Source organism: Paraburkholderia xenovorans LB400 (assembly GCF_000013645.1).
GTDB lineage: Bacteria > Pseudomonadota > Gammaproteobacteria > Burkholderiales > Burkholderiaceae > Paraburkholderia > Paraburkholderia xenovorans.
This window is the reverse complement of record NC_007953.1, coordinates 1,274,493-1,297,660: the sequence shown is the minus strand read 5'-3', so window position 1 is coordinate 1,297,660 and position 23,168 is coordinate 1,274,493. Positions and strand designations below refer to the sequence as shown.

Genomic DNA, 23,168 nt, shown 5'->3' with positions numbered 1-23,168 from the left:
ACATATTTCAATTGTCTCATATTGAGTGCGTCAGTAGGATGGCTTTTTCCCACTCACCCCGAGAGCGACGTTCGATGAACCCATCCGCCGAAAACTCCGCCCGCGTTGTCGCGACGCAGGAGGGCGATAGCCCGCGGCAACTCACCGCGCCGCTAACGTTCTTCTTCGCCGCGGCGGTGGGCGTGATCGTGATGAACCTGTTTGCCGCGCAACCGTTGACCGCTGCGATTGGCCGGAGTTTGCACCTTGCCCCCGGATTAGCCGGCCTTGTCGCGATGCTTGCGCAACTCGGTTACGCAGCTGGCCTCGTGCTGCTGGTGCCCTTGTGCGATTTGCTGGAAAACCGTCGCCTGATCGTGCAGACACTGACGGGTTGTGCCGGTTTTCTTGCCATCGCGATGTTCGCTGATTCGCGAGGCGTGTTTCTGGTCGCGGTATTCCTCGCTGGCGCGACTTCCAGCGTGATTCAGATGCTGGTGCCAATGGCGGCTTCGATGGCAGCGGAAAGCCATCGCGGAAGGGCGGTCGGCAACGTGATGAGCGGCCTGATGCTTGGCATCCTGCTGTCGCGCCCGACTGCGAGCGTGATCGCCGGGGCGATTGGCTGGCGCGCTTTCTATGGCGTTGCTGCCGCGATCGATGCGTTGCTCGCGGTGGTTCTCTACGTGAACCTGCCCGTGCGCCGGCCGCTTGTCGTGACGCGCTACCCGGCGCTGTTGCGCTCGCTGTGGACCTTGCTGCGGACCGAGCCGGTGTTGCAACGCAATGCGGCATCGGCTGCGTTGGTGATGGGGGCGTTCAGCGCGTTCTGGACCGCTATCGGCTTGCGGCTCGCGCAACCGCCGTTCAGCTTCGATATGAATCGCATTGCGCTGTTTGCACTCGCGGGCGCGGCGGGTGCGATCGTGACGCCGCTTGCGGGGCGCGCGGGCGACCGCGGGGCGGGCCGTAAAGCGCTCATTGCGGGCCATCTGACGATGCTCATTGCCCTCGCGGCAATCGGTGCAGCCGGCGCTGACTGGGGCGGCTTTTCGACGGGCGCGCATCCGGCGCTGGCGGTTGCGTTGCTGGTCGCGGGCGCGGCTGCGCTCGATGCTGGCGTGGTGACTGACCAGACGCTAGGCCGACGTGCGATCAACCTGATGAATCCCGCCGCGCGCGGGAGGCTTAATGGGCTGTTTGTCGGGGTGTTTTTTGTCGGCGGCGCATTGGGTGCGATGTTTTCGGGGGCGGCATGGTCGCTGGCCGGCTGGAGTGGTGTCTGCGCGGTAGGCTTCGTGTTCACCAGCGTCGCGTTCGGTCTCAGGTTGATCGGAGTGGTTCGCGGCACCGAGGTCTGACTCGTTCGGAGAGCGATGCACGATCTGTCTTCTTTCAGTGCGATCACATCGTCCGCCTGCACCGCTCTGGCAATCCGGTTGTCGCCGTGCGCTGCCGGATAGTTCGATATGACGGAAGGAAATGAACGCGCCTCACCCGTGGGCGCGAGAGCAAAGGAAAGCGGATTTTCATGGGACCTGGTGCTTACGCACCTGGGTTCGCGGCTTGCAAGCGCTGCACGACGACTTCTTGCGGCAATGCCGGGAGGCCGGGCTGACGGCGATTGACTATCCGTTCAATATGGCTCGCCCAAACGATCCGGTCGCTCTCGCGTCGGTCGAAGGGCGAGATGTTGCGTTTCTTCGGCACCGCGGAGCGGCTAGAACGCGTGAGCTCTGCGGCACGCCAACTTCGCCTGTGAACCGACGGGCCGAGCGGCTGGGGAAAAACGCCGTCGTCATGGCTTGTACGGTTCGACTCCTGATTTGATTAATCCGTTCTCGCAGGCAGCCGCGAACCAGTCATTGAGCCTTTGCAGATCAGCTTGCGTGACGTTGATCCTGGCATCTTCCGGTTTTTTCACTCCATGGAAAACCGGGTTCTCGACGGTAATCTGTGTGACGATGCGCGGCTCGACGCGCAGCCGTTCGCCAAACCAGGCGGCGGCCTGATCGTTGTTATTGGCAATGTATGCGACGGCATCGCGGGATAGTGGTTTGCAGCCTGGCCTTCGCGTCAGGGTGTTTTGCCAGGTAGTCGTTGCGTGCAACGAACAGGAAGTAGTGCGGCCACGTTTGATTGTCGACCGGTTGCCTGCTGAACTGGCGCGCCGGTTCGGCCATCTGGGCACGCTGCTACGCGCTGATCAGCCATTGCGGTGATGACGTTATCAAATATGTATCGGACTACTACTTATGCACTCGAATCGCCAGACCGGACTTGAATCCTTCTGCCGGGGCTACGTTTCCAGCATTGCCACGTTCGCTCGCGAGCGCCCGGACCGTTTCCAGCATGACTGCAGGTTTATTTTTTTTCATTTGCTTCATCATGAAAACGTAATTACATTTAATGAAATTCTGGAATTTATATTTCACTGTTTTGGTGCGCCTTGCTGGGTTTCACCACTTTTGGGCGCGCCGAATCCTATCGGCACAGGACGAACGCATGACTCACGACACATCTCCTATCCATAGAACGATCGAATTGCCCGACGAATTGCTGGTCGGCGCGATCGATACGCATATTCATAGCGGACCCTGGTTAAAGAGCTGCCCGGGTCGACTCGATCCGTTCCAGATTGCCGAGCAGGCGAAGCAAGCGGGGATGCGCGCGGTGGTGTTTTACGATCACACGTTCGGCAACAGCGCCGGCACCTCGTGGATGGTGAGGCGCAGCGTGCCGGGCATCGACGTCTACGGCGGAATCATCCTGACCACGAACTTCGGCGGAATGAATCCCCGCGCGGTCAAGACCGCGCTGCATTACGGCGACGGTGCGAAGTTCGTGCACTTCGGCACGCACTGCACGTATCACATGGCGAGTCGCGAGGGCTCGTACGTTGACGGCAAGCCCGTGCCGTTCAAGGACTTGTACCCGAAATTCGCCGAACAGGAACTGGCGCGCGCGATTCGGATTCCGCTCGACGGTCCGGTGCCCGGCGAACTGGAAGAAATCCTCGGACTGGTAGCCGGGCATCCGGATGTCTACCTGAATACCGGTCACATCTCACCCGGCGAGGTGATGCGTCTCGCCGAGCTCGCCGAGCGCTTCGGAATCCGCAAGATGATCGTCGCCCATCCGGCACGCGCATGGCTCAGCACCGCGCAACAAAAGGATCTGAGCGCACGCGGCTTCTTCCTGGAGGGTTCGGTGTCGGACTGGTTGTTTCATCGCGGATTGCCGCGCACCAACTACTACGTCGAACGCGAATATGCCGACGAGATCGCCGGTATCGCGAACGAACCGCAGTTTCAGGGTGTCGTCCAGTGGGCGAGCCAGCTACGGGAGGTCGGACTCGCGAACGTGGTGCTCGGCACCGATTACGGAATCGGTTCATGTCCGGCGCCCCGCGAAGGGATGCGGCTGCTGATCAGCACGTTGCTCGATCTGCAGTTCAGCCTCGCCGAAATCGAACTGCTCACGAGGCGCAATCCTGCTCGTCTGCTGGGTCTCGAATGATGCGTGTGGTCGCCGATAACGCCGATAAAGCAGTTAGCAAGCGCATGCCGCGCCTCGCGCTGATCAATCCGAACACGTCCGAGGCGTCGACCCGGCTGATGGTTGGAATCGCCGCGGCCGAAGCCGGTGAGACCGCGAGCATCGCAGGCTTCACCGCACGCTTCGGCAGCCCGTTGATCTCCTGCGAAGCGCACTTGCGGGTCGCCGCCGAGGCGGTGCTCGACTTGATTGACTCCGGTGTTGCCGATGGTTTCGACGGCGTGATCATTTCGGCATTCGGCGACCCGGGTGTCGAAGCGGTGAGGGCGCGCGTGCCGATGCCGGTGCTTGGCCTGGCCGAAGCGAGTCTGGCCGAAGCCGCCGCGTTCGGCGGCAAGTTCGCCATCGGAACGACCACGCCGCAACTGATCGACGCGATCGAACGCTATGTGATGCGACGCGGGTTCGGCGCGCAGCTGCGGGCAATTCGCACCACCAGCGGCGACTTCGCCGAAGTCATGGCGGACGCCGAACGAATGGAGGCGGCGCTGGCAGTGGTGATCGAGACCATCATCCAGCGCGACGATGTGTGCTCCATCATCATCGGTGGCGGACCGTTGGCGGGCGCGGCGCGCACGCTCGCGGTCGATTCGCCGACGCGGATCATCGAGCCGATTCCGGCGGCGGTGCGCGGACTGCTCGCGCAACTGAACGGAGCGCGAGTATGACCGGCCAGCTACACTCGTGCGTCGACGCGAGGCGCCTCGCACATGGCGTCCCTCGTGTGCGTTCCGGCGCGCTGACAGGTCCGCTGCTGGTGCTGCCGGCGGCAGCCTTCCTGATGCTGGTGTTCGTGCTGCCGACCGTGTTGATGGTCGCGCATAGCGTGACCCGGCATCTCGACGCCGGCACGCTGGTGCGGGGCGTGACCGCCGAGAACTACGCGCGGCTGCTGCGTTCCGCGCTGTATCGGAACGTGCTGTGGCGGACCTTGAAGATCGCGACGCTGAGCAGCGTGATCGCGGTGCCGATCGCCTATCCGCTGGCGCTCGTCATTGCACAAGGCCGGCCGCTGGCCGCGCGCCTGACGCTGTTAGTCGTGCTCTCGCCGTTGCTCGTGCTGGTGGTGATCCGCGCCTATGGCTGGAAGCTGATCCTCGCGCGCGGAGGCTTTCTCACCGAATTGCTGCAGTGGTTGCACCTGAGCCCGCATCCGCGCCCGTTGCTCTACACGGACTGGGCGGTGGTGATCGCGTCGGTGCATGTGTTCCTGCCGCTCATGGTGCTGCCGTTGGCCGGTGCGATCCGCAAGATCCAGCCGTCGATCGCCGAGGCCGCGCAAACGCTCGGCGCCGATGCGCGCGTGCTGTTTCAGCGCATTGTCGTGCCGATGAGCATGCCGGGCTTGACGGTCGGCATCACGCTGGTGTTTTCGCTGACCGCGACGTCCTACGTGACACCGCAGATCCTCGGCGGCAATTTCTCGGCGATGCTGGGCAATCTGGTCCAGCAACAAGTGTTGACGTTGAACGACTGGCCGTTCGGCGCGGCTATCGCGTCGCTCATGCTGGCGATGGCGCTGCTCGCGAATCTGCTGTTCATCGTGTTCGTCGAGCGCCACGCGTTGCGCTGGACCCGGAGGCAGCGATGAAGGCCGCATTGGCTCCGTCGCGCTGGACCACGCTGCTGGCGCTCGCGCTGTGTGTGGTGATCGTCGCGCCGCTGGCGATCCCGGTTGCCGTATCGTTTTCGGACAGCGTGCTGGTCGGCTTTCCGCCGCATGGACTGACCCTGCGCTGGTACGGGAAGGTCCTGGCCGACGCGGATTTCCGCGACACCTTCCTGTTCAGCGCCGAGCTGGGCGCGATGGTGACACTGGTGTGCATTGCGCTCGGCTTGCCGTGCGCGCTCGGCCTCGCGCGCTGCGAGTTCCCGGGCAAGACGCTGGTCAACGGGCTGGTCCTGGCGCCGCTGATCTTCCCGGTGCTGGTGGCAGGCGTTGCACTGTTGCAATGCGCGAACGCGCTCGGCATTACGGATTCGTTGTGGCTGCTCACGCTCGGGCATGTGGCGATCTGCTTGCCGTATCTGGTACGCAGCGTGTCGGCTGCGCTGCTGGTGATGCCGCGCACGACCGAGGACGCCGCGCGCACGCTCGGCGCGAATCCGTGGGTCACTTTTCGACGGATCACGTTGCCACAAGTGGCGGGCGGGGTGTCGGCCGGGGCGGTGTTCTGCTTCGTCACGTCGTTCGACGATTACACGATGGCGATGTGGCTCGCCGATGCGCGCCACTTCACCTTGCCGCTGCAGGTGGGCGTATTCATCGAGCGATCGTTCGATCCGGGTGTCGCGGCGATTGCCGGACTGATGATCGGTTTCTCGGTGCTGCTGATCGTGTTCGTCGAGCGCGTGCTCAAGGTCAAGCTGGAAAAATTCGTGATCGGGTGAACCGGAACAGGTTTATGGAAAACAAGGAAGCGACGATGAACACAAAGCACATTCAGCCAGCACACGACCTGCCGGACGCGCAGGAACTTACGCCGGTGCTGCCGTCGAAGATCGACGGCCGGCGGCGCGACATGTTGAAGGCCGCAGCAGCGAGCCTGGCATTGGGGCCATCGATGATTCGTCAGGTGCGCGCGAGCACGCGGCAGATTGTCGTCGGCATCTGGGGCGGCGCGCAGGGCGACTTCATTCGCAAGGTGGTTATTCCGCGATTCGAGCGCGATTACAACTGCAGCGTGCTTGCCGAGGAAGGCTTCACGCTCGTCAACGTCGCGAAGATGCGCGCGACGTTGAAGAACCCGAAATACACGGTGATGTTCATCGATGACGTCGCGGTCTCGACCTGCATCACCGAGAAGCTGATCGCGCCGCTGCCGGTCGACCGAATTCCGAACATGGCGAATCTGATGCCGCGCTTCAACTATGGCGGCTACGCGACAGGCGTCGGAATCTCGATCGGCGCAATGTACCGGAACACTTCCACGCCGGCGCCGAAGAGTTTCGCCGATCTGTGGAGCGACACGTATCGCGACAGCATCAAGCTGAACAGCTGGGAGAACACGTCGGGCATCTACTTCCTGATCGCGGCGGCCGCGGTCGTGACCAGCAAGCCGTTGAGCGCTGCCCAGTACGAGGTCGACAAGATCTGGGCGAAGCTGCGCGACTTCAAGCCGAACGTGCAGAACATCTACGTGTCTGGCGTCGAGGCGGCCAACGAAGTCGCGCAGGGCCAGGCGATGCTCGGCGGGATCGACTACTCGAAATTCATCTATCCGTATGCGGTCAAAGGCGCGCCGATCGATATGGTGTTCATGAAGGAAGGCAGCTTTGCGGGCGTGAACTGCCAGGTGCTGGTCGCCAATGGGCCGAATCAGGACCTGGGCGTCGCGTTCATCAACCGGATGCTGTCGGCCGACGTGCAGAAGGCGTTGGCGGAGTTCTCGCTGGTCGCGCCGCCGGTGCGCGGCGTCACGCTGACACCGCAGACGTTGCGTTATGTCGCGTACCCGGAGCAGCGCATGGATCAGCTCGGCCTGTTCATTCCCGACTGGAAATTCGTCAACCAGAACCGGGCGAAGTGGACTGAGAAGACCAATGAGATCTTTACTGCGTAGCTTGGTGCTTTGCTGAATCGTGGAGATAGACCGTGCCGATAGCCGATTTGACTTTGATGGGTTTGACCAGGACCTATGGCGAGCAAGCCGTGGTCAGCGGGATCGATCTCGAAGTGCCGCAAGGCGCGTTGCTGTCGCTGCTCGGGCCGAGCGGTTGCGGCAAGACCACGTTGCTGCGGATGATCGCCGGCCTGCTCGAGCCCTCGAGCGGAGACATTCTGTTTCGCGGCAAATCGGTGAAGGACGTGCCGGTGCACAAGCGCGGCGTCGGCATGTTGTTCCAGGACTACGCGCTGTTTCCCCACATGACGGTCGAGAGCAACGTGCGCTTCGGCCTGGAAATGCGCATGCGCGACAGGCGGCGTCATCAAGCGCTGGTGCTCGAAGCGCTCGACATGGTGCAGCTCGCGCACCTCGCCGAACGTTTTCCGCAGGAATTGTCAGGTGGCCAACGACAACGCGTCGCGCTCGCGCGAGCGATCGTGACCGAGCCGGCGTTCCTGCTGCTCGATGAGCCCTTCGGCGCGCTCGACAAGAACCTGCGCCTGGAGATGCAGATCCAGCTGCGCGAGATCCAGACCAAGCTCAAGATCACGACGGTGATGGTCACGCATGATCAGGAAGAGGCGCTGTCGATTTCCGATCTGGTGGCGGTGATGCAGGGCGGCCGGATCGCCCAGCGCGGCACGCCGGCTCAAATCTATACCGATCCGTCGTCGCGCTTCGTTGCGTCGTTCATCGGTGCATCGAACCTGATGCGGGGCCGGGTTGCACAGCGCGAAGGCGATGCGCTGGTGGTCCATACCGAGAGCGGCCTGCGAGTTTCGGCGGCCGTGATATCTGCTCCCCCGGCAATCCCGGCCGCCGACCAGGGCGAGGTCACCGTGATGATGCGACCCGAGTCGATCCGGATGGAACCGGTTGGCGGTGCGGGCGACGACGGTCTGGACCGGGCGAGCGGAACCGTGACGCGCGTTGTGTATCGCGGTGCGGCGATCGAGTTCACGGTGCAGTTGCGCTCGGCGCACACGCTGGTATGCCTGCAACCGAGTTCGCCCATGCAACGCGCGGTCGGTGTCGGTACGCAGGTAAGCTTGCGTTGGGATGAGCGCAGCGCGCGCATTGTCTGGCACTAGGCGGTGCGTGTCAAGCGCGCAGCGCGTTGTACATGTTTTCATTCAATCAGGAGATGCACGCAATGCCAGCCAAGCCACGATCGTTTGTCGGACGGGTCCGCGCGACGATGGACGCCCTGTCCGCAACCGAGAGACGTCTGGCCGAGTTCGTCCTCGAATTCCCGGGTGACCTGGCCAGCTACACCGCCGCGGAGCTCGGCAAGCTCGCGAATGTGTCGAACGCGACGGTGAGCCGCTTCTTTCGGCATCTTGGCTACAGCAGCTACGAGGAAGCGCGCCGGCACGTGCGCGACGACAAGAAGGATGGTGCGGCCTTGCTGCTCACCGGTGCGGATGCCGGTCAGGACGAGCAGGGGGTCGCCGCGCATGCGCAACTCGGGATTGCGAATCTGACGCGCACGTTCGCCGAGTTGTCCGATGCGATGCTCGACGAGATAGCCGGCGCGGTCGTCGGTGCGCAACAGGTCCTCGTGTTCGGCTTTCGCAGCAGCCAGGCCTTCGCGAGCTACTTCCGCTGGCAGATCCTGCAGGTGGTCGAGCGCGTGATCGCGCTGCCCGGACCGGGCGAGACCCTCGGCGAGCATCTGGTCGGACTGGACCGCAAGTCGGTCGTGATCGTGTTCGGTCTGCGGCGCCGGGTTCCGCAGACCGACGCGGTGATCGAGTATGCGGCGCGTGCCGGCGCGCGCGTGCTGTATGTGACCGATCGCAGCAGTCCGGCGCGCGCGGGCGCCACGTGGACAATCATCTGCGAAACGTCGGCGCCCGGTCCGCTCGACAATCACGTCGCGGTGCTGGGGGTATGCGGCGCGCTGGCCACCAAGGTGTTCCAGCAGGCGTCGAGCCAGGGCAGGAAGCGGCTTAGCGGAATCGAGTCCGCGCACGACGCGCTCGGCGAAATGTGAACTCAATGTAGGCGAAGACGGAGCGCGCGCGCCGCGCGTGTTCCGGAGCGATCGAAATCAGGCAGGCTTATTTAAAACTCGCGGGGGTCAAAGTGAATAGATTAGGAATCCTTGTTTTATCGGCAACAACCGGTTTTGTCTCGGGTGCGGCTTGGGCGGAGAATTCGGTGACGCTGTACGGCATCGTCGATGCGGGCATTCAGTACAACAGCGACGTCGCGGTTGCGCAGAACATAGGTGCCGCGGGGCGGCCGGTGAACTATGCGAGCAAGGGACGGCTCGGCTTTCAGAGCGGCGCCGACTACGGCGACCGCTGGGGCCTGAAGGGCGTCGAAGATCTGGGGGACGGCTATACAGCGATCTTCCAGCTCGAGAATTGGTTCAACATCGGCAATGGCGCGTTGAACGTCAGCAGCAGCACATTGTGGGGCCGTCAGGGGTACATGGGCTTGAACAGCACGCGCTATGGTACCTTGACCTTCGGGCGCCAATACGACGTAACCAACGACCTGGTCGAGTATTACGGGCCGGATTCCGCGGGCGGAATCGGCACCTATCCGGGCGACTTGTCGAACTTCGACGGAAGTATTCGCATCAACAACTCGATCAAGTACCGCACGCCGACCATCGATCACCTGACTGGCGAGATCGTTTATGGCTTCGGTGGGGTAGCGGGATCCGCATGGCGGAACAGCACGCTGAGCGTCGGCGCAAATTACGTCGCGGGGCCGGTCGCGGTGGGTGCCGCGTACATGCGGATGGATAACAGCGGGGCCACCGGCAATACGTGGTCGTCGGCATCGGCGGACAGCAATTTCGGTTCGTCGGTCACCGCCGGTTTCGCCGGCGCGCGGGCGGTGCAGACTGCCAACGCGATCGCGGCATATACGTTCGGCACGCTGATGCTCGGTGTGAACTATGGCTACACGCAGTATCGGCCGTCGGCGCTGTCATCGTTCCATCAGGTGGTCGCCTACAACTCCGCCGGTATCGCGATGCGCTATCAGTACAGCACCACAATGAGCTTCGCATTGAGCCCGACCTACACGCGCGGGCAATCGGTCGGCGACGGGAAAGCGCGGCCGTGGTACGCAAGCATCGCCGGGGTCGGGTTCTACAATCTGAGCAAGCGCACCTCGTTCTATTTGTACGGTGGGTATCAGCGTGCGGGTGGCGATACGTTCGACGCGTTCGGCAACCTTGTGGCGGCGACGCCGTCGCTCGGCGACGCCGCCAACGGTTCTTCGTCGGGGTCTCGCAATCAGGCGTTGATCCGCATCGGGATGTTCAACAAGTTCTGAGCAGGCAGGGATGACCGGCCGGTTTGATATTCGTGCCCGCGATTTGGAGGAATTGTTGTTGGTCGCAGAGCATGTTCTGGCATCCCTCATATTTTTTCTGAGGCCAAGGTATGGCGACGATGTCGCCATACCTTGGTCAACACGACGGCGTACGAAACGGTGTACGAAAAGGCGATCGTGTTCCGACCGACAACGGGTTGTCGGTCGTGGCGTGCGCGAAGCTTGTACCGTCAGAACTTGTGGCGAATTCCAATACGTGCAAGGAACTGCTTGCCATTCGACGAAATCGCGGTGGTATCGGTGATGGCCGCGACGGCCGGGCCGCCTGTGGAGTCGTCGCCGAGCGCGCGTTGGTACAGCGCCATTACATAGACGTCGGTGCGCTTGGACAGCGAGTAGTCGAGCGAGGCGTCGTATTGCAGGTACTTCGCGCTTTCGATTGATTTTCCGTCCTGGTCCGTGAGCGCATTGCGATGGACGTAATCGGACGCCAGGAGCAAGCGCAAAGCGGGCGTGATCCGATAGAGGAAATTGACCTGCACGTCATTGAAGGTCGCCGTGCTACCCGTCGTGTAGCCGCCGGCCGGACCCTTGGCGCCGGTCGGCATCGGATTGCTGCCCAAATCCATGAACTTGGCGTTCGTATACGTGGCGCCGAGCGTCGCCGGCCCGAACGTATAGGATCCGCCGAAATCGATCAATTGAAACGTGTTCGCGCTCATAAAGCCGGAGTAGATCGGCGTCATCAAGGTTTCGGGCAGGCTCGACGCGGCCGTGCTGAACATGCCGGTGCCCGGATTGCGCGCGTTCAGGTAGGCGGCGCCGAGGGCGACTGGTCCCTGGTTATAAGCAGCGCCGAGCGACCAGATCTGGTTGTTGGTGAAGTTGCCAGGCGTACCGCCGAGACTGTACGTACCGCCGAATTTGAAACCCGAAAAGGTGGGGCTTGCATATTTGATGCTGCTGTTCGAGTGGTAATCGATGTTCGAGTCGTCGAGGTCACCCGGGTGCGCGCCGTACACGCCACCACCCAGTTGGCCGGCCGCGAGCGGAGCCGCATAGTCGAAAATCGAGTCGTACTGGCGACCGAACGTGACCGTGCCGTATTGACTCGCGAGGCCGACCCAGGCCTGGCGGCCGAACATCAGGCCGTTCTGGCTGAGGGCGCCGCTGTTAAGGTTGAAACCGTTTTCGAGCAGGAATACCGCCTTCATGCCGCCGCCGAGGTCTTCGGCGCCGGTCAGGCCGAACCGGTTGCCCTGCATCACGCTCGAGGCTAACTGGTATACGTGGCCACCCTTGTTGTTGGTGATCATGTCGAGCCCTTCGTCGATGATGCCGTACAGGGTGACGCTGCTTTGTGCGTGTGCGGCGCCGGCTAGTGTGCCGAGTGCGACGAACGCGATAATTGATTTTTTCATGTGGTAGGTGATTCTTGTTTATGTGGCTCGAAACGCCGATCAGAGTCTCGTCGGGCTTTGTTCCTGTCTTGCCGTCAGCATATAACCATGTGATAAGTGCAAAGTTAAGCGAGGTACTGCAGTAAGTGGTATTGGGTGGACTCGCCTCCTTTACCTGACAGCACTCACCGTTTTACTGAGCTAACCCAAAATCGCCGCGAGAACTCGTGCCATCTGCGCTCATGCACCTTCCGTAACCCAGCGTGGCAGAGCCCCGCTTCGGCCTGGTTCAACGTCGCCACAATCTGCTCGACACTAAAGCATCTGCGTCACGTTGACCGGTCCCCGTCTCTTTTCGATAACGAAAAGTTATCCTGAACACATTGCATATCGGTACCTTTACATAGGGCCGGTCATTCAGGTAACCGGCGCAAGCGGTATCGATCAACAGGCACGGCTGCATGGAGGCGACTGATAGGGTTTTGTAATATCAACTTGTCGCTGACGACGTAACGGATTCAACAATGCCACTACGCAGCGCGCTCTTAAATCAGGGTAAGTTCGAGGCACAATGTTCTATCGCGCAACGCAATAATTTTGCTATGCTTTGCGGCGAGGCGCCATGTGAAGCATGCGCATCGGCAATTATCCGATCGGTCGGCATGTCTACAGCCAATACTGCGACCATCATCCTGGCGTCGGATACCGCGGGTTCGGGGACGCTGATCCCGTGAATGTTCAGGCCCAGTCGACGACAGGCTCACCGCACACCCACGGGGGCTGCGCGGGCTGGTGGTCTTAGCTCTTCGTACCGCTCGCGGGGCCGTCCCGTTAAGTCGATTCACCTTTCCATTGCAACCCGGATCCCGTCGACGGTCTTGCCTTGAATCACGTGGCGGCTCGTGTTTTCTAATCCTTTCGCCGAAGGTCGGAAAATCAGTTTCCAGTCCATCGAGAGGCTATAAGAAGTACGGATCGCGGTGGTTTATAGAAAGTTATTTGTCGGATTAATGTGTTAGCTGGCACAGCATGTCGCCGCTGCACCGGTTGAGTCGCTGGCCCAGTGTGGTAGAAATGCGACGGATTTGACAGGATGGGTTACGGCATCCCATGCCGCGAGCCACGGTCCGACCTCATCACGACTGGTTGCGGACGCAACCTTTCGACATCATCCTGCAAGCTTCAATCTTTTCTTCGAGCCCTCAAGCCGCCTTTGCGCTCACGTGACCTGGATCGTCCGGTCTGTCATGCGCGTGTGCGCACCGAATACCTGCTCAGGCGTTAATCCATCTTCCCGGCCACGGGTGCAAACTTTTTCCAGAGCGGTTTGCCGTTCATCACGCCGGGCCTGTTCCCTTTTCACCGCAAGCGCTTCGGCTTGGGCGTTCAATTCAGGATACTTCACCGTCCATGACTCCACCTCGTCCTCGTTGCGAGGAACGGCTCATCGTTCAAATATCCGTCTGCTAGACGGATCGGCCCATTTCGCTCTGAAGATCATCTGCAATAAAGTCGACAAAAGCATGGATGCGGTTGGATGTCTGATGACGCTGCGAGTACATCGCGAAGATATCGGCATTCGGCGTGTCGTGACCGGGCAGTACGCGGACCAGCGAACCATCGGCGAGATACTGTTTGATGTCCCACTCGGCCCGCATCAGGATGCCGTGTCCTTCCAGCGCCCACTTCACCGCAATTTCGCCATCGTTCGTCGTCAGCGTGCCATTGATCCGCACGGTTTCCGTCTTGCGCGACGCGCCCCTGCCCGAAGTCAGACGCCATACCCCGTAGGCTTCATCGCCCTGGCGGATGCCGATGCAGCTATGCCGCGTCAGATCGTGCGCGGTCCCCGGCATCCCCCGCGACGCGATGTACGAGGGCGCGGCGCATAGCAAGCGCCGATTGCGCGCCAGACGGCGCGCGACTACCCGCCTGTCGGGCGGCTCGCCGAAGCGGATGCAAACGTCGAAGGCGTCGTCGGTCAACGGCGGCGGCGTGACCGACAACTGAAGCTGGACGAATACCTGTGGATACTTCGACACGAAGCGCGAAATCGCCGGCGCGACATGGCTACGCCCAAAGCCCAGCGTCGCATTCACACGCAATAACCCCTTCGGACTATTCTTCGCCGTACCCAGCAGCCCGGCGAGTTCGTCGAGTTCGTCGAGAATCCGGCGCGCATGCTCAAGGTACAAGTCGCCTTCCGGCGTAAGCATCATCCGGCGCGTCGTGCGGTTGATCAGCGGCACGCCCGCGCGGCTCTCCATCTGCGTCAGATGCTTGCTGACAGCCGCCGGCGTCAGGCCCAGTTCGCGCGCTGCGGCGCTCAGGCTGCCGGATGCCGCGAGGGTGGAGAAAAAGCTCAGATCGGCGGGCTGTACGGTATTGAACATCGACTGCACTTGTGAATGAAAGTTAAAGACGCTTTGATTCTAGCACCGGTTTTTTGCATCCAATGTCGATAAAGTTCACATATTTCCTGAACCCGAGAAGGACGGAGACATGAAGACCTATCGCATTGCAACCATTCCCGGCGACGGCATCGGCAAGGAAGTCATACCCGCTGGCGCGCAGGTCCTCGAAGCACTCGCCAGAACAAGCAAGTCGTTCGCATTCGAGTTCGAAAACTTCGGCTGGGGCGGTGACTACTATCGCGAGCATGGCGTCATGATGCCGGCTGACGGGCTCGATGCGATCCGCAACAAGGACGCTATCCTGTTCGGCTCGGCCGGCGACCCGGACATTCCCGATCACATCACGCTGTGGGGCCTGCGCCTGAAAATCTGCCAGGGTTTCGACCAGTACGCGAACGTCCGCCCGACCCGCATCCTGCCGGGTATCGACGGACCGCTCAAGCGCTGCAAGCCGGGAGATCTGAATTGGGTCATTGTCCGCGAAAACTCGGAAGGGGAATATTCCGGCGTGGGCGGCCGGGTCCACCAGGGCCATCCGATCGAAGCCGCGACGGACGTGTCGATCCTGACCCGCGCCGGTGTCGAGCGGATCATGCGCTTTGCGTTCCGCCTCGCGCAATCCCGTCCGCGCAAGCTGCTGACGGTGATCACGAAGAGCAACGCACAGCGTCATGCAATGGTGCTGTGGGACGAGATTGCGCTGGAAATCTCGAAGGAGTTTCCGGACGTCAAATGGGACAAGGAACTGGTGGATGCGTCGACTGCACGCATGATCAACCGGCCCGCGACGCTCGACACGATCGTCGCCACGAACCTGCACGCCGACATTCTCAGCGATCTTGCCGCCGCGCTCGCCGGCAGTCTGGGGATTGCACCGACCGGCAATATCGATCCGGAACGCCGCTATCCCTCGATGTTCGAGCCAATCCACGGTTCTGCATTCGATATCATGGGCAAGGGGCTCGCCAATCCGGTCGGCACCTTCTGGTCGGTCGTCATGCTGCTCGAACACCTGGGCGAATTCGACGCCGCGCAGCGCGTGATGCAGGCAGTCGAAGCAGTGACCGCGGACACCTCGCTGCACACGGGCGATCTCGGCGGCACGGCAACGACCGCACAGGTGACGGCCGCGGTTTGCGCGTTTATCGAGAACGCGGTCTCGTCGGCCGCTCGTGCGGCCTGAATGCGGCTGGCGGTCCGCCGAAGCCTGCGTTGCTGCGCCCGTCGTCGATGGCCGCAGCAAGGCTCGCGCCGATCCCGGCGGCCCCGACGCTTTGAAATGGCGGTCCGGCGGGCGCGGCATCCGCGCGCTTTAGAGCCTCAATAACAACCACGCGCGGTTTTTCGCCGAAGCCCTCCGGCATGTCCGGAATCGCGAACTTCCCGCGCAACGCGCAGGTCCAGTGATGGTTCGCAGGATGTCTCTGTCGAGGCGTTCGAACCGCAGACATGCCCGGGAAAACAGCCACGCCGATGGCCCCCGCGCGCGACTGCACGCCTGCTCCGTTTCTGAATCGAGAAGTGCGCAAACCTCAAAGGAGGAGACCATGATTCCCGAACTCGAAAGCCGCGTTTCCCGCAAGCTCATGCTGCGGATCATCCCGTTTGTCATGTTGCTGTATTTCGTGAGTTTTCTCGACCGCGTCAACGTGGGCTTCGCCGCGCTGTCGATGAACAAGGCCATCGGGCTCTCGCCGACCGCGTTCGGTTTCGGCGGCGGATTATTCTTCGTCGGATACTTCCTGTTCGAAGTCCCCTCGAACCTGATTCTTCACAAGGTCGGCGCCCGCCGGTGGATTGCGCGCGTGATCGTGTCGTGGGGAGTCGTGTCGCTGGCATCCGCTTTCGTGGTCGGCCCGAATAGCTTCTATGCGCTGCGTTTTATTCTCGGCGTGGCTGAAGCGGGGTTCTTCCCCGGCATTATTCTGTATCTCAGCCTGTGGTTCCCGTTGCGCCAGCGCGCGGTGGCCGCGGCCTGGTTCATGGCTGCGGCCCCGATATCCACCGCGATCGGCTCGCCGCTGTCCGGCGCGATCATGAAGCTTCATCCGATCGCCGGATTTGCCGACTGGCAGATGCTTTACATCCTGGAAGCAGTGCCCGCGATCATTCTGGGCTTTGTCGTTCTGAAATACCTGACGGACACGCCGTCGAAGGCACACTGGCTTCAGCCGGAAGAGCGTGAATGGCTGATCGCGAAGCTGAAGGTGGAAGCGGGCGCGCGACAGTCGAATGCCGGGCACACGTCCGGTTCGCTCGGCGCGTTGCGCGATCCGCGCGTTCTCGCGCTTGCACTGATCTATTTCGGCACGTCTGCCGGCCTGTACACGCTCGGTCTATGGGCGCCGCTGATCATTCGCCAGTATGGCTTCGGCCCGTTCGAAACAGGACTTCTTGCAGGCGTACCGAGCATCCTCGCCGTGGTTGCGATGATCCTGTGGGCAAAGCACTCGGATCGCACCGAAGAACGCACGTGGCATGTCGTCATCCCGTGCGTGCTGGCGTGTCTGGGATTCGTCTTCGCCGGCAGCGCCACGACTGTGTTGATGATCATCGCGGCGCTCGTGATCGTGAACATCGGAATCAGCGCGGCCAAGGCGCCGTTGTGGGCCATGCCGAGCATGTTCCTTTCTGGCGCGGGCGCGGCTGCGGGCATAGCGATGATCAACTCGATCGGCAACCTGGGCGGCTTTGTCGGTCCGTTCGCGATCGGTTGGCTCAAGAACGTGACCGGCGGCTACTCGGCGGGGCTCTACGTCGTCGGCGCGACGTTGGCCGTGTCCGCAGTGATGACGCTGATGCTGAGCCGGCAATCGAAGCAGAGCGCGATTGCAGCCAGCGAGCGACACGGCCACTGAGCCGGTGGCTGTTTCAGCACGGTTCCCGATTCCGGCACGGGCGTCGACGAAGACGTGCTCGACGCCGCTCTGCCCGGTATTCCCGGCAATCGTGGCCTTTGCCGCCGGGACCGATCTCCGGCGTCACGAGCATACCGTCGAGAGGCCGGACGAACCCGGCCTTGTGATGCGCTGCCTTCAGGCGACGCACGAAGCGCGCACCGTACCTGTCGGCCCAGCGCCGGATCGTTTCGTAACCGACGATCACCTCGCGCTCGACATCGACTCCTTAACGCCGTGCAGGCTCGACCAAAGCGAACCAACGCGCAGCGCAACGAATGACGGCAGCCGGAAAGCGGCGGCTGTCACATAGCAATTTACAGATTCCCATCACATGAACTTGCGCGACAGTTCCGCGATGTGGCCAGGTCCCTAGCGATAATCTGCAACCAGGAGAATTGGAACATGAAGCGACGTGATTTCCTGGCGAGTGTATCGGTTGCCAGTCTCGCCCTGCCTTTGCAGTCTACAAGGGCGGCGGATCCCACGGCGAGCTCCGCGCCTTCCTTGGCCTCCTCATCGGCTTCTTCTGCCGCCGCTCCGGCCGCGGCTCATGCGCCGGACGAGGTGACCCGGCGTGTCGCGGAATGGGTGGTCGGCACGCGCTGGCAGGACCTGCCGCCCGAATTGATCGAGGTCGGGAAAAAATCGCTGCTCGACTCGCTTGGCCTCGCCGTGGCTGGCCAGCATGCCGGATCGGGGCCGATTGTCCTACGTTACCTGGCCTCGCTGGGGCTGACGCAGACGCGCGCGAAGGCAAGCACAAAGACGTCGATTCCGGGCGCCAGCGTATTGGGCACGGGTGCACGGGTGCCGCCGCGTTTTGCCGCGTTCGCGAACGGCGTCGCCATCCATGCCGACGATTTCGACGACACACAACTGGCGGTAAATCAAACGCGGGTCTATGGTCTGCTGACGCATCCCAGCGTGACGACGATGCCGCCGGCGCTGGCGATGGCACAGTCTGGAAAGCGCTCCGGCCGCGATTTCATGCTTGCGTATCACCTCGGTGTAGAGGTGGAAACCAAGATTGCCGAGGCGATCGCGCCACGCCATTACGAAGATGGTTTTCATAGTACCGGCACATGCGGCGTATTCGGTTCGGCGGTGGCGAGTGCTCGCCTGCGCGGGTTTGGTCCCGAACAGGTACAGCAGACACTCGGGCTGGCCGCAGCACAATCGGGAGGTCTGCGCGAGAACTTCGGGACCATGACCAAGCCGTTTCAGGCAGGGCATGCAGCCGAGGCAGGCGTGATCTCGGCCGATCTGATCGCGCTTGGCTGGACCGCCGCGCCCAATATCCTGGAGGCGAAGCGCGGCTTCTTCGAGGCTGAGGGCGGTGGCTTCGACCCGGCGGTAATGACGCGCCTCGGCCAGCCCTGGACCTTCGTCACACCGGGCGTATCAATCAAGCCATTCCCGTCGGGTTCGCTCAGTCATCCCGGCATGACCTTGCTGCAAAGCCTGATCGCGGCGAACAGCATCAAGCCCGGCGAGGTCGCCCAGGTGAGAGTGGGTGCCAGCAAGCAGATGCTGAACACCATGATCCATCACGATCCGAAAAGCGGACTCGAAGCCAAGTTCAGCATTGAATTCTGCATGGCGATCCTGCTAATCAACGGGGGGCACGCGTCGCTCGGCGACTTTCAGGACAACGTCGTGCGCCGTCCCGATGTCCAGGCGATGATCAAGCGCGTCGACTTCTACGATAACGCGGCAGCCGATGCTGCAGGGCTCGACAAGATGCGCACCATCATCGATATCCGGCTCACCGATGGCCGGACCATCAGCGGACAGGCCGACTACGGCAAAGGCAGTCCGCAGGATCCGGTGACTTATCAGGACGTGGCGGACAAGTTCCACGGATGTGCCGCGTATGCAGGTATTGATGCGGCGCGCGCGCGGCAGGTCGTCGAAATGGTTCGGCATCTGGAGGATCTGCCGGACATCACGCGCCTGACCGCGCTGCTGGAGAAATAGGTGTCGGCCTCTGCGCGGCTTGGCCCGACCTGACCGATTTTCGCGAAGCGGACCGACAATACGCGAGACAACGACGCGCAAGGTCGGTCCACTTTTCGTTGCATCCCGCATGCACGCGAAAGCCGCGGCGCTCCGGCGTCAGCACGCGGCCAGCGCGCCGCATCAACGCGTCCCGCTCCTTGCAACGGCGTCTTTGTTCAAGCACGTTCCGCAGCCAGCAGATCTTCGATCATGACCGGCAGCTTGCGCACGCGTACACCGGTTGCGTGATGGGTAGCGTCGGTAATCGCGGCTGCTATGCCCGCGAGACCGATCTCCGCAACCCCGCGGGCGCCGAGCTCATTGAACACCGTATCCGGATGATCGAGAAACGTCACGTCAAGTTCGGGCGTATCCGCGTTCGACGCGATGAGGTAATCGGCCAGGTTGCTGTTGATCGGCGCGCCCGTCTGCCCGTCGTACATCGTATGCTCAAACAGCGCCATGCCGATGCCCATCACGACTGCGCCTTCAATCTGGTTGCGGGCGGCGCGCGGGTTGATGATGCGTCCTCCATCGATCACCGTGACCACACGGCTCACGCGTAACTGCGCGGTCTCCGGCTGCCACGTGACTTCGGCGTAATGCGCGCCGTAAGAATAGATGGAGAAGCGCTTTTTTAGCGGATCGTCAAAGCCGCCCTTGGCGCTGCCGCTGCCTGACGCCGCGCGCATTTTCGCTGTATCGAGAATCTGGCTGAACGGCACGCCGCGCTCTGGCGCGTCGCCCTTGCGGTGCACCTGTCCAGCGCTGAATGCGAGTTCATCTTGCGCCGCGCCCTTGAACGGCGAACCGTCGACGGCCGCCGCACGCGACAGCAGCAGCTTGATGGCCGAACGCACCGCATCGAGTACGGCGGGAATCACCGATGCCGTGACCGCGCTGCCGCCCGACACCGGACCCGGCGGCAACGCCGAATCGCCGAGACCGACCTCGATCCGGTCGAGCGGAATGCCGGTCTCCTCGGCGACCAGTTGCGCGAGCACCGTGTAGGTGCCGGTGCCGATGTCCTGTGTGCCGCATACCACGCGCGCGCTTCCATCCGCACGAAGATCGACGTGCGCGGCAGCGGAAAAGCGCACGCCTGGCCAGACACACGCGCCGACGCCCCAGCCCAGGGTCAGCCCATCACGACGCATCGATCCGATGCCCGGCGTGCGCCGCGACCATCCGAACCGTTCGGCGCCGGTGCGCAGACACTCGACGAGATGCCGCGACGAGAATGGCAAACCGGTGCTTTCGTCGACGCGGGGTTCGTTGCGCAGCCTCAACTCGACGGGATCGAGGTTGAGTTCGCGGGCCAGTTCGTTCATCGCCGATTCGATGGCGTACAGCCCCGGCACGGCGCCTGGGCCGCGCATCGCCGTAGGCGAGCCGACGTTGCGGCGCGCGAGGCCGGCGCTCACGCGCAGGTTCGGCGTGCTATAGATGAGCGGCGTGACTTCGCCGCAGCTTTCCTGGTATTGGTCGGCGATCGCGGTGTGATTGATGTAGTCGTGCCGCAACGACGTGAGCCTGCCGTCGGGTTCAGCCGACAGCCGCACGCGCTGCTGCGTGAGCGGGCGATGGCCGACGTTCTGGAACATCATCTTGCGGCTCACGACCAGCTTCACCGGGCGGCCGGTCCGGCGCGCCGCCGCGGCCGCCAACAGCGTGTGCGGCCATACCCACAGCTTGCCGCCGAAGCCGGACCCCAGGTAGCGGGAGATCACGCGGATCTTTTCCTTCGGCACACCTAGCATCTGCGACAGCGTGCCCAGGTGAATCGAAATGGACTGGGTCGTCTCGTAGAACGTGTAGTTTTCGCCGTCCCACTGTGCGATCGACGCGTGCAGTTCGATCGGGTTGTGCGTTTCGACTGGCGTCACGTAGGTTGCGTCGAGAGTCACTGCGGCAGCGTCGAATGCGGCATGCGGGTCGCCGCGCTCGCTCTCGACCGTGGGCTTGTCGTCGGGTTCGAGTTCGTCGCGCACGTCGTGCGGCGCGATTTCGTAGCCGGCCCTGATCGACGCCGATGCAGCGCTTGCCGCCTCGAAGGTCTCGGCGACCACGACCGCGATGTACTGGCCGTAGTAGCGGATGATGTCGTCTTCGAAGGGCGGCCGTGCTTCGTCGACATAGCCGGTCTCCATCGAATTGCCGGCCAGCCGGTAGAAGCGGCCGAGATTGCCTCGATGCAGCACCGCATGCACGCCGGGCATCGCCTCGGCATGCGCGATGTCGAGCGACGTGAGCCGGCCGCTCGCGATCGTGCTGCACACTGGCACGGCAACCAGCAGGCCGGGCAGATCCACATCGGACGTATAGTTCGCGCCGCCGCTGACCTTCAACGGGCCGTCAATGCGCGCATGAGGCCGTCCGATCACGGACAGCACGGAGTCGGGCAAGGTAGACATGGTGCGTTCCTCTCCATCGGCGGTTCAAGGCGTGGACGTGGCCGTGGCCTGGGTCAGCGCATGGACGATGCAGCGCCGCGCCAGTTCGACCTTGAAGCCGTTCTGGGTTTGCGGCTTTGCATTCGCGAGTGCGGCGTCCGCAGCCTTGCGGAAGGTCGCCGGGTCGGGCGCTGCGCCGCGCAATACGGCTTCCGCTTCGAGCGCATGCCAGGGGCGCGTGCCGACGCCGCCGAGCGCGACGCGCGCGTGCCCGATGCGCGCACCGTCGAGCGTCACGACCACGGCGGCCGATGCCAGTGCGAACTCGTACGACGCGCGATCGCGCAGCTTCAGGTAAACCGAGCGCGCCCGCGCAGGCAGCGGCGGCAGCGTCACGTGCGTGATGAGATCGCCCGCTTCAAGCACGTTCTCGCGTTGCGGCGTGGTGCCCGGCAGCAGGTAGAAGTCGTCGATCGCGATGCTGCGCGCGCCGTCCGTTCCTTGGACGTGCAGGGTCGCGTCGAGCGCGGTCAGCGCGACGTTCATGTCGGACGGGTTGGTCGCGATGCAGGTGCCGCTGGCGCCGAGGATCGCAAGCGTGCGATTGAACCCGTGGATCGCCGGGCAACCCGAGCCCGGCTCGCGCTTGTTGCACGGCATCGCGGTGTCGCGAAAGTAAACACAGCGCGTGCGTTGCAGCAGGTTGCCGCCGGTCGTCGCCATGTTTCGCAACTGGGCCGACGCGCCGGCAAGCAGCGCTTGCGACAGGACCGCATACGGCTCGCGAATCAGCGGATGCAATGCGAGGTCCGCATTTTTCACAGTAGAGCCGATCTTCACGCCGCCATCGGGCAGTGCTTCGATCCGGTCGAGCGGCAGCCGGCTGATGTCGACGACACGCGTCGGGCGCTCGACGTTCAGCTTCATCAGATCGAGCAAGGTGGTGCCGCCGGCGAGAAAGCGTACCTGCGCGCCTTGCTGGGCGGTTGCGGAGGCCGCGCCCGCCGCGACCGCGTCGGCCACGCCGCTGGCGCGCGACAGCTGGAATAGTTCCATGACGGCGCTCCTCAGGACTGGCCGCGCACGAACTGGATCGCCGCGACAATGTTCTGATAGGCGCCGCAGCGGCACAGATTGCCGCTCATCGCTTCGCGTACTTCCGCATCGCCGGGGCCGACCGCTTCGCCGAGCAGCGCGACCGCGGACATGATCTGGCCGGACGTACAGTAGCCGCACTGATAGCCGTCGCATTCCACAAACGCGGCCTGCATCGGATGCAGCGCGTCGGGCTGACCGATGCCTTCTATGGTGGTGATTTCGTCGCCGGAGTGAGCGCCGGCCAGCGACAGGCATGCGTTAACGCGGCGTCCGTTCACGTGCACGGTGCACGCGCCACATTGGCCGTGGTCGCAACCTTTTTTTGTGCCGGTCAGGTGCAGATGCTCGCGCAACGCGTCCAGCAGCGTGGTACGCGGATCGAGCGATAGTGTGTAGAGATTGCCGTTGACGGTCAGCTCGACTGGCATGGTCATGCCGGCCGAAGGCTGGCGAACGGTTCGGGCTGCGTCGCGGTCTTGCTGCTGCGGGGCGGCGGGATGGGAGGCGGTCTGCTGCATCATGC

General features: G+C 62.8%; 19 protein-coding genes. 12 read left to right on the top strand and 7 right to left on the bottom strand.

The window, feature by feature from the left end; genetic code table 11:
- The first annotated feature begins 38 nt into the window (after positions 1–38).
- Complete coding sequence (locus BXE_RS42515) at positions 39–1,340, top strand: MFS transporter (protein WP_011494328.1); 1,302 nt, start codon at positions 39–41, stop codon at positions 1,338–1,340.
- Positions 1,341–1,777: 437 nt separating this feature from the next.
- Here BXE_RS42515 and BXE_RS46300 read toward each other — a convergent pair whose 3' ends face one another.
- Entirely contained in the window at positions 1,778–2,089 is a 312-nt protein-coding gene (locus BXE_RS46300; protein WP_148223130.1) for a hypothetical protein, read from the bottom strand.
- A gap of 395 nt (positions 2,090–2,484) precedes the next feature.
- Between BXE_RS46300 and BXE_RS42510 the strand changes: the two genes are divergently transcribed.
- From BXE_RS42510 to BXE_RS42475, 8 genes are all read left to right on the top strand, one after another.
- Positions 2,485–3,498 carry a DUF6282 family protein gene (locus tag BXE_RS42510; protein WP_011494325.1) on the top strand — a complete coding sequence of 338 codons (1,014 nt, stop codon included), beginning with the start codon at positions 2,485–2,487 and terminating at the stop codon, positions 3,496–3,498.
- A 44-nt stretch (positions 3,499–3,542) separates the two neighbouring features.
- Positions 3,543–4,205 (top strand): aspartate/glutamate racemase family protein, encoded by a 663-nt coding sequence (locus BXE_RS46855; protein ID WP_040123833.1) that lies wholly within the window; start codon positions 3,543–3,545, stop codon positions 4,203–4,205.
- Positions 4,202–5,128: an ABC transporter permease gene (locus tag BXE_RS42500; protein WP_011494323.1), complete on the top strand. Its 927-nt coding sequence runs from the start codon at positions 4,202–4,204 to the stop codon at positions 5,126–5,128. Before BXE_RS46855 ends, BXE_RS42500 begins: the two co-directional genes overlap by 4 nt.
- Positions 5,125–5,928 carry an ABC transporter permease gene (locus BXE_RS42495; RefSeq protein ID WP_011494322.1) on the top strand — a complete coding sequence of 268 codons (804 nt, stop codon included), beginning with the start codon at positions 5,125–5,127 and terminating at the stop codon, positions 5,926–5,928. Before BXE_RS42500 ends, BXE_RS42495 begins: the two co-directional genes overlap by 4 nt.
- Positions 5,929–5,963: 35 nt before the next feature.
- Positions 5,964–7,100, top strand: a complete 1,137-nt coding sequence (locus BXE_RS42490; protein WP_011494321.1) for an extracellular solute-binding protein — start codon at positions 5,964–5,966, stop codon at positions 7,098–7,100.
- A gap of 32 nt (positions 7,101–7,132) precedes the next feature.
- Positions 7,133–8,236 (top strand): ABC transporter ATP-binding protein, encoded by a 1,104-nt coding sequence (locus BXE_RS42485; RefSeq protein WP_011494320.1) that lies wholly within the window; start codon positions 7,133–7,135, stop codon positions 8,234–8,236.
- 62 nt (positions 8,237–8,298) lie between these two features.
- A complete protein-coding gene (locus tag BXE_RS42480; RefSeq protein WP_011494319.1) occupies positions 8,299–9,141 on the top strand; it encodes a MurR/RpiR family transcriptional regulator in 843 nt (280 codons plus the stop codon).
- A 92-nt stretch (positions 9,142–9,233) separates the two neighbouring features.
- Positions 9,234–10,442 (top strand): porin, encoded by a 1,209-nt coding sequence (locus BXE_RS42475; protein WP_011494318.1) that lies wholly within the window; start codon positions 9,234–9,236, stop codon positions 10,440–10,442.
- 230 nt (positions 10,443–10,672) lie between these two features.
- Here the strand turns inward: BXE_RS42475 and BXE_RS42470 are convergent, their stop codons facing one another.
- From BXE_RS42470 to BXE_RS42465, 3 genes are all read right to left on the bottom strand, one after another.
- Positions 10,673–11,863, bottom strand: a complete 1,191-nt coding sequence (locus BXE_RS42470) for a porin (RefSeq protein WP_011494317.1) — start codon at positions 11,861–11,863, stop codon at positions 10,673–10,675.
- 1,198 nt (positions 11,864–13,061) lie between these two features.
- Positions 13,062–13,247 carry a hypothetical protein gene (locus tag BXE_RS46295; protein ID WP_148223129.1) on the bottom strand — a complete coding sequence of 62 codons (186 nt, stop codon included), beginning with the start codon at positions 13,245–13,247 and terminating at the stop codon, positions 13,062–13,064.
- Positions 13,248–13,308: 61 nt separating this feature from the next.
- Positions 13,309–14,235 (bottom strand): LysR substrate-binding domain-containing protein, encoded by a 927-nt coding sequence (locus BXE_RS42465; protein ID WP_011494316.1) that lies wholly within the window; start codon positions 14,233–14,235, stop codon positions 13,309–13,311.
- A gap of 109 nt (positions 14,236–14,344) precedes the next feature.
- Here BXE_RS42465 and BXE_RS42460 point away from each other — a divergent pair, with 109 nt between their 5' ends.
- From BXE_RS42460 to BXE_RS42445, 3 genes are all read left to right on the top strand, one after another.
- A complete protein-coding gene (locus BXE_RS42460; RefSeq protein WP_011494315.1) occupies positions 14,345–15,439 on the top strand; it encodes a tartrate dehydrogenase in 1,095 nt (364 codons plus the stop codon).
- Between the two features lie 364 nt (positions 15,440–15,803).
- On the top strand, positions 15,804–17,114 hold the full coding sequence (locus BXE_RS42455) for an MFS transporter (RefSeq protein ID WP_011494314.1): 1,311 nt from the start codon (positions 15,804–15,806) through the stop codon (positions 17,112–17,114).
- Between the two features lie 444 nt (positions 17,115–17,558).
- On the top strand, positions 17,559–19,133 hold the full coding sequence (locus BXE_RS42445) for an MmgE/PrpD family protein (protein WP_081435655.1): 1,575 nt from the start codon (positions 17,559–17,561) through the stop codon (positions 19,131–19,133).
- 197 nt (positions 19,134–19,330) lie between these two features.
- Here the strand turns inward: BXE_RS42445 and BXE_RS42440 are convergent, their stop codons facing one another.
- From BXE_RS42440 to BXE_RS42430, 3 genes are read right to left on the bottom strand one after another with little or no spacing between them, the layout of a single operon-like run.
- A complete protein-coding gene (locus tag BXE_RS42440; protein ID WP_011494311.1) occupies positions 19,331–21,568 on the bottom strand; it encodes a xanthine dehydrogenase family protein molybdopterin-binding subunit in 2,238 nt (745 codons plus the stop codon).
- Between the two features lie 24 nt (positions 21,569–21,592).
- Positions 21,593–22,603 carry an FAD binding domain-containing protein gene (locus tag BXE_RS42435; RefSeq protein ID WP_011494310.1) on the bottom strand — a complete coding sequence of 337 codons (1,011 nt, stop codon included), beginning with the start codon at positions 22,601–22,603 and terminating at the stop codon, positions 21,593–21,595.
- An 11-nt stretch (positions 22,604–22,614) separates the two neighbouring features.
- Positions 22,615–23,166 carry a (2Fe-2S)-binding protein gene (locus BXE_RS42430; RefSeq protein ID WP_011494309.1) on the bottom strand — a complete coding sequence of 184 codons (552 nt, stop codon included), beginning with the start codon at positions 23,164–23,166 and terminating at the stop codon, positions 22,615–22,617.
- Positions 23,167–23,168: the final 2 nt, after the last annotated feature.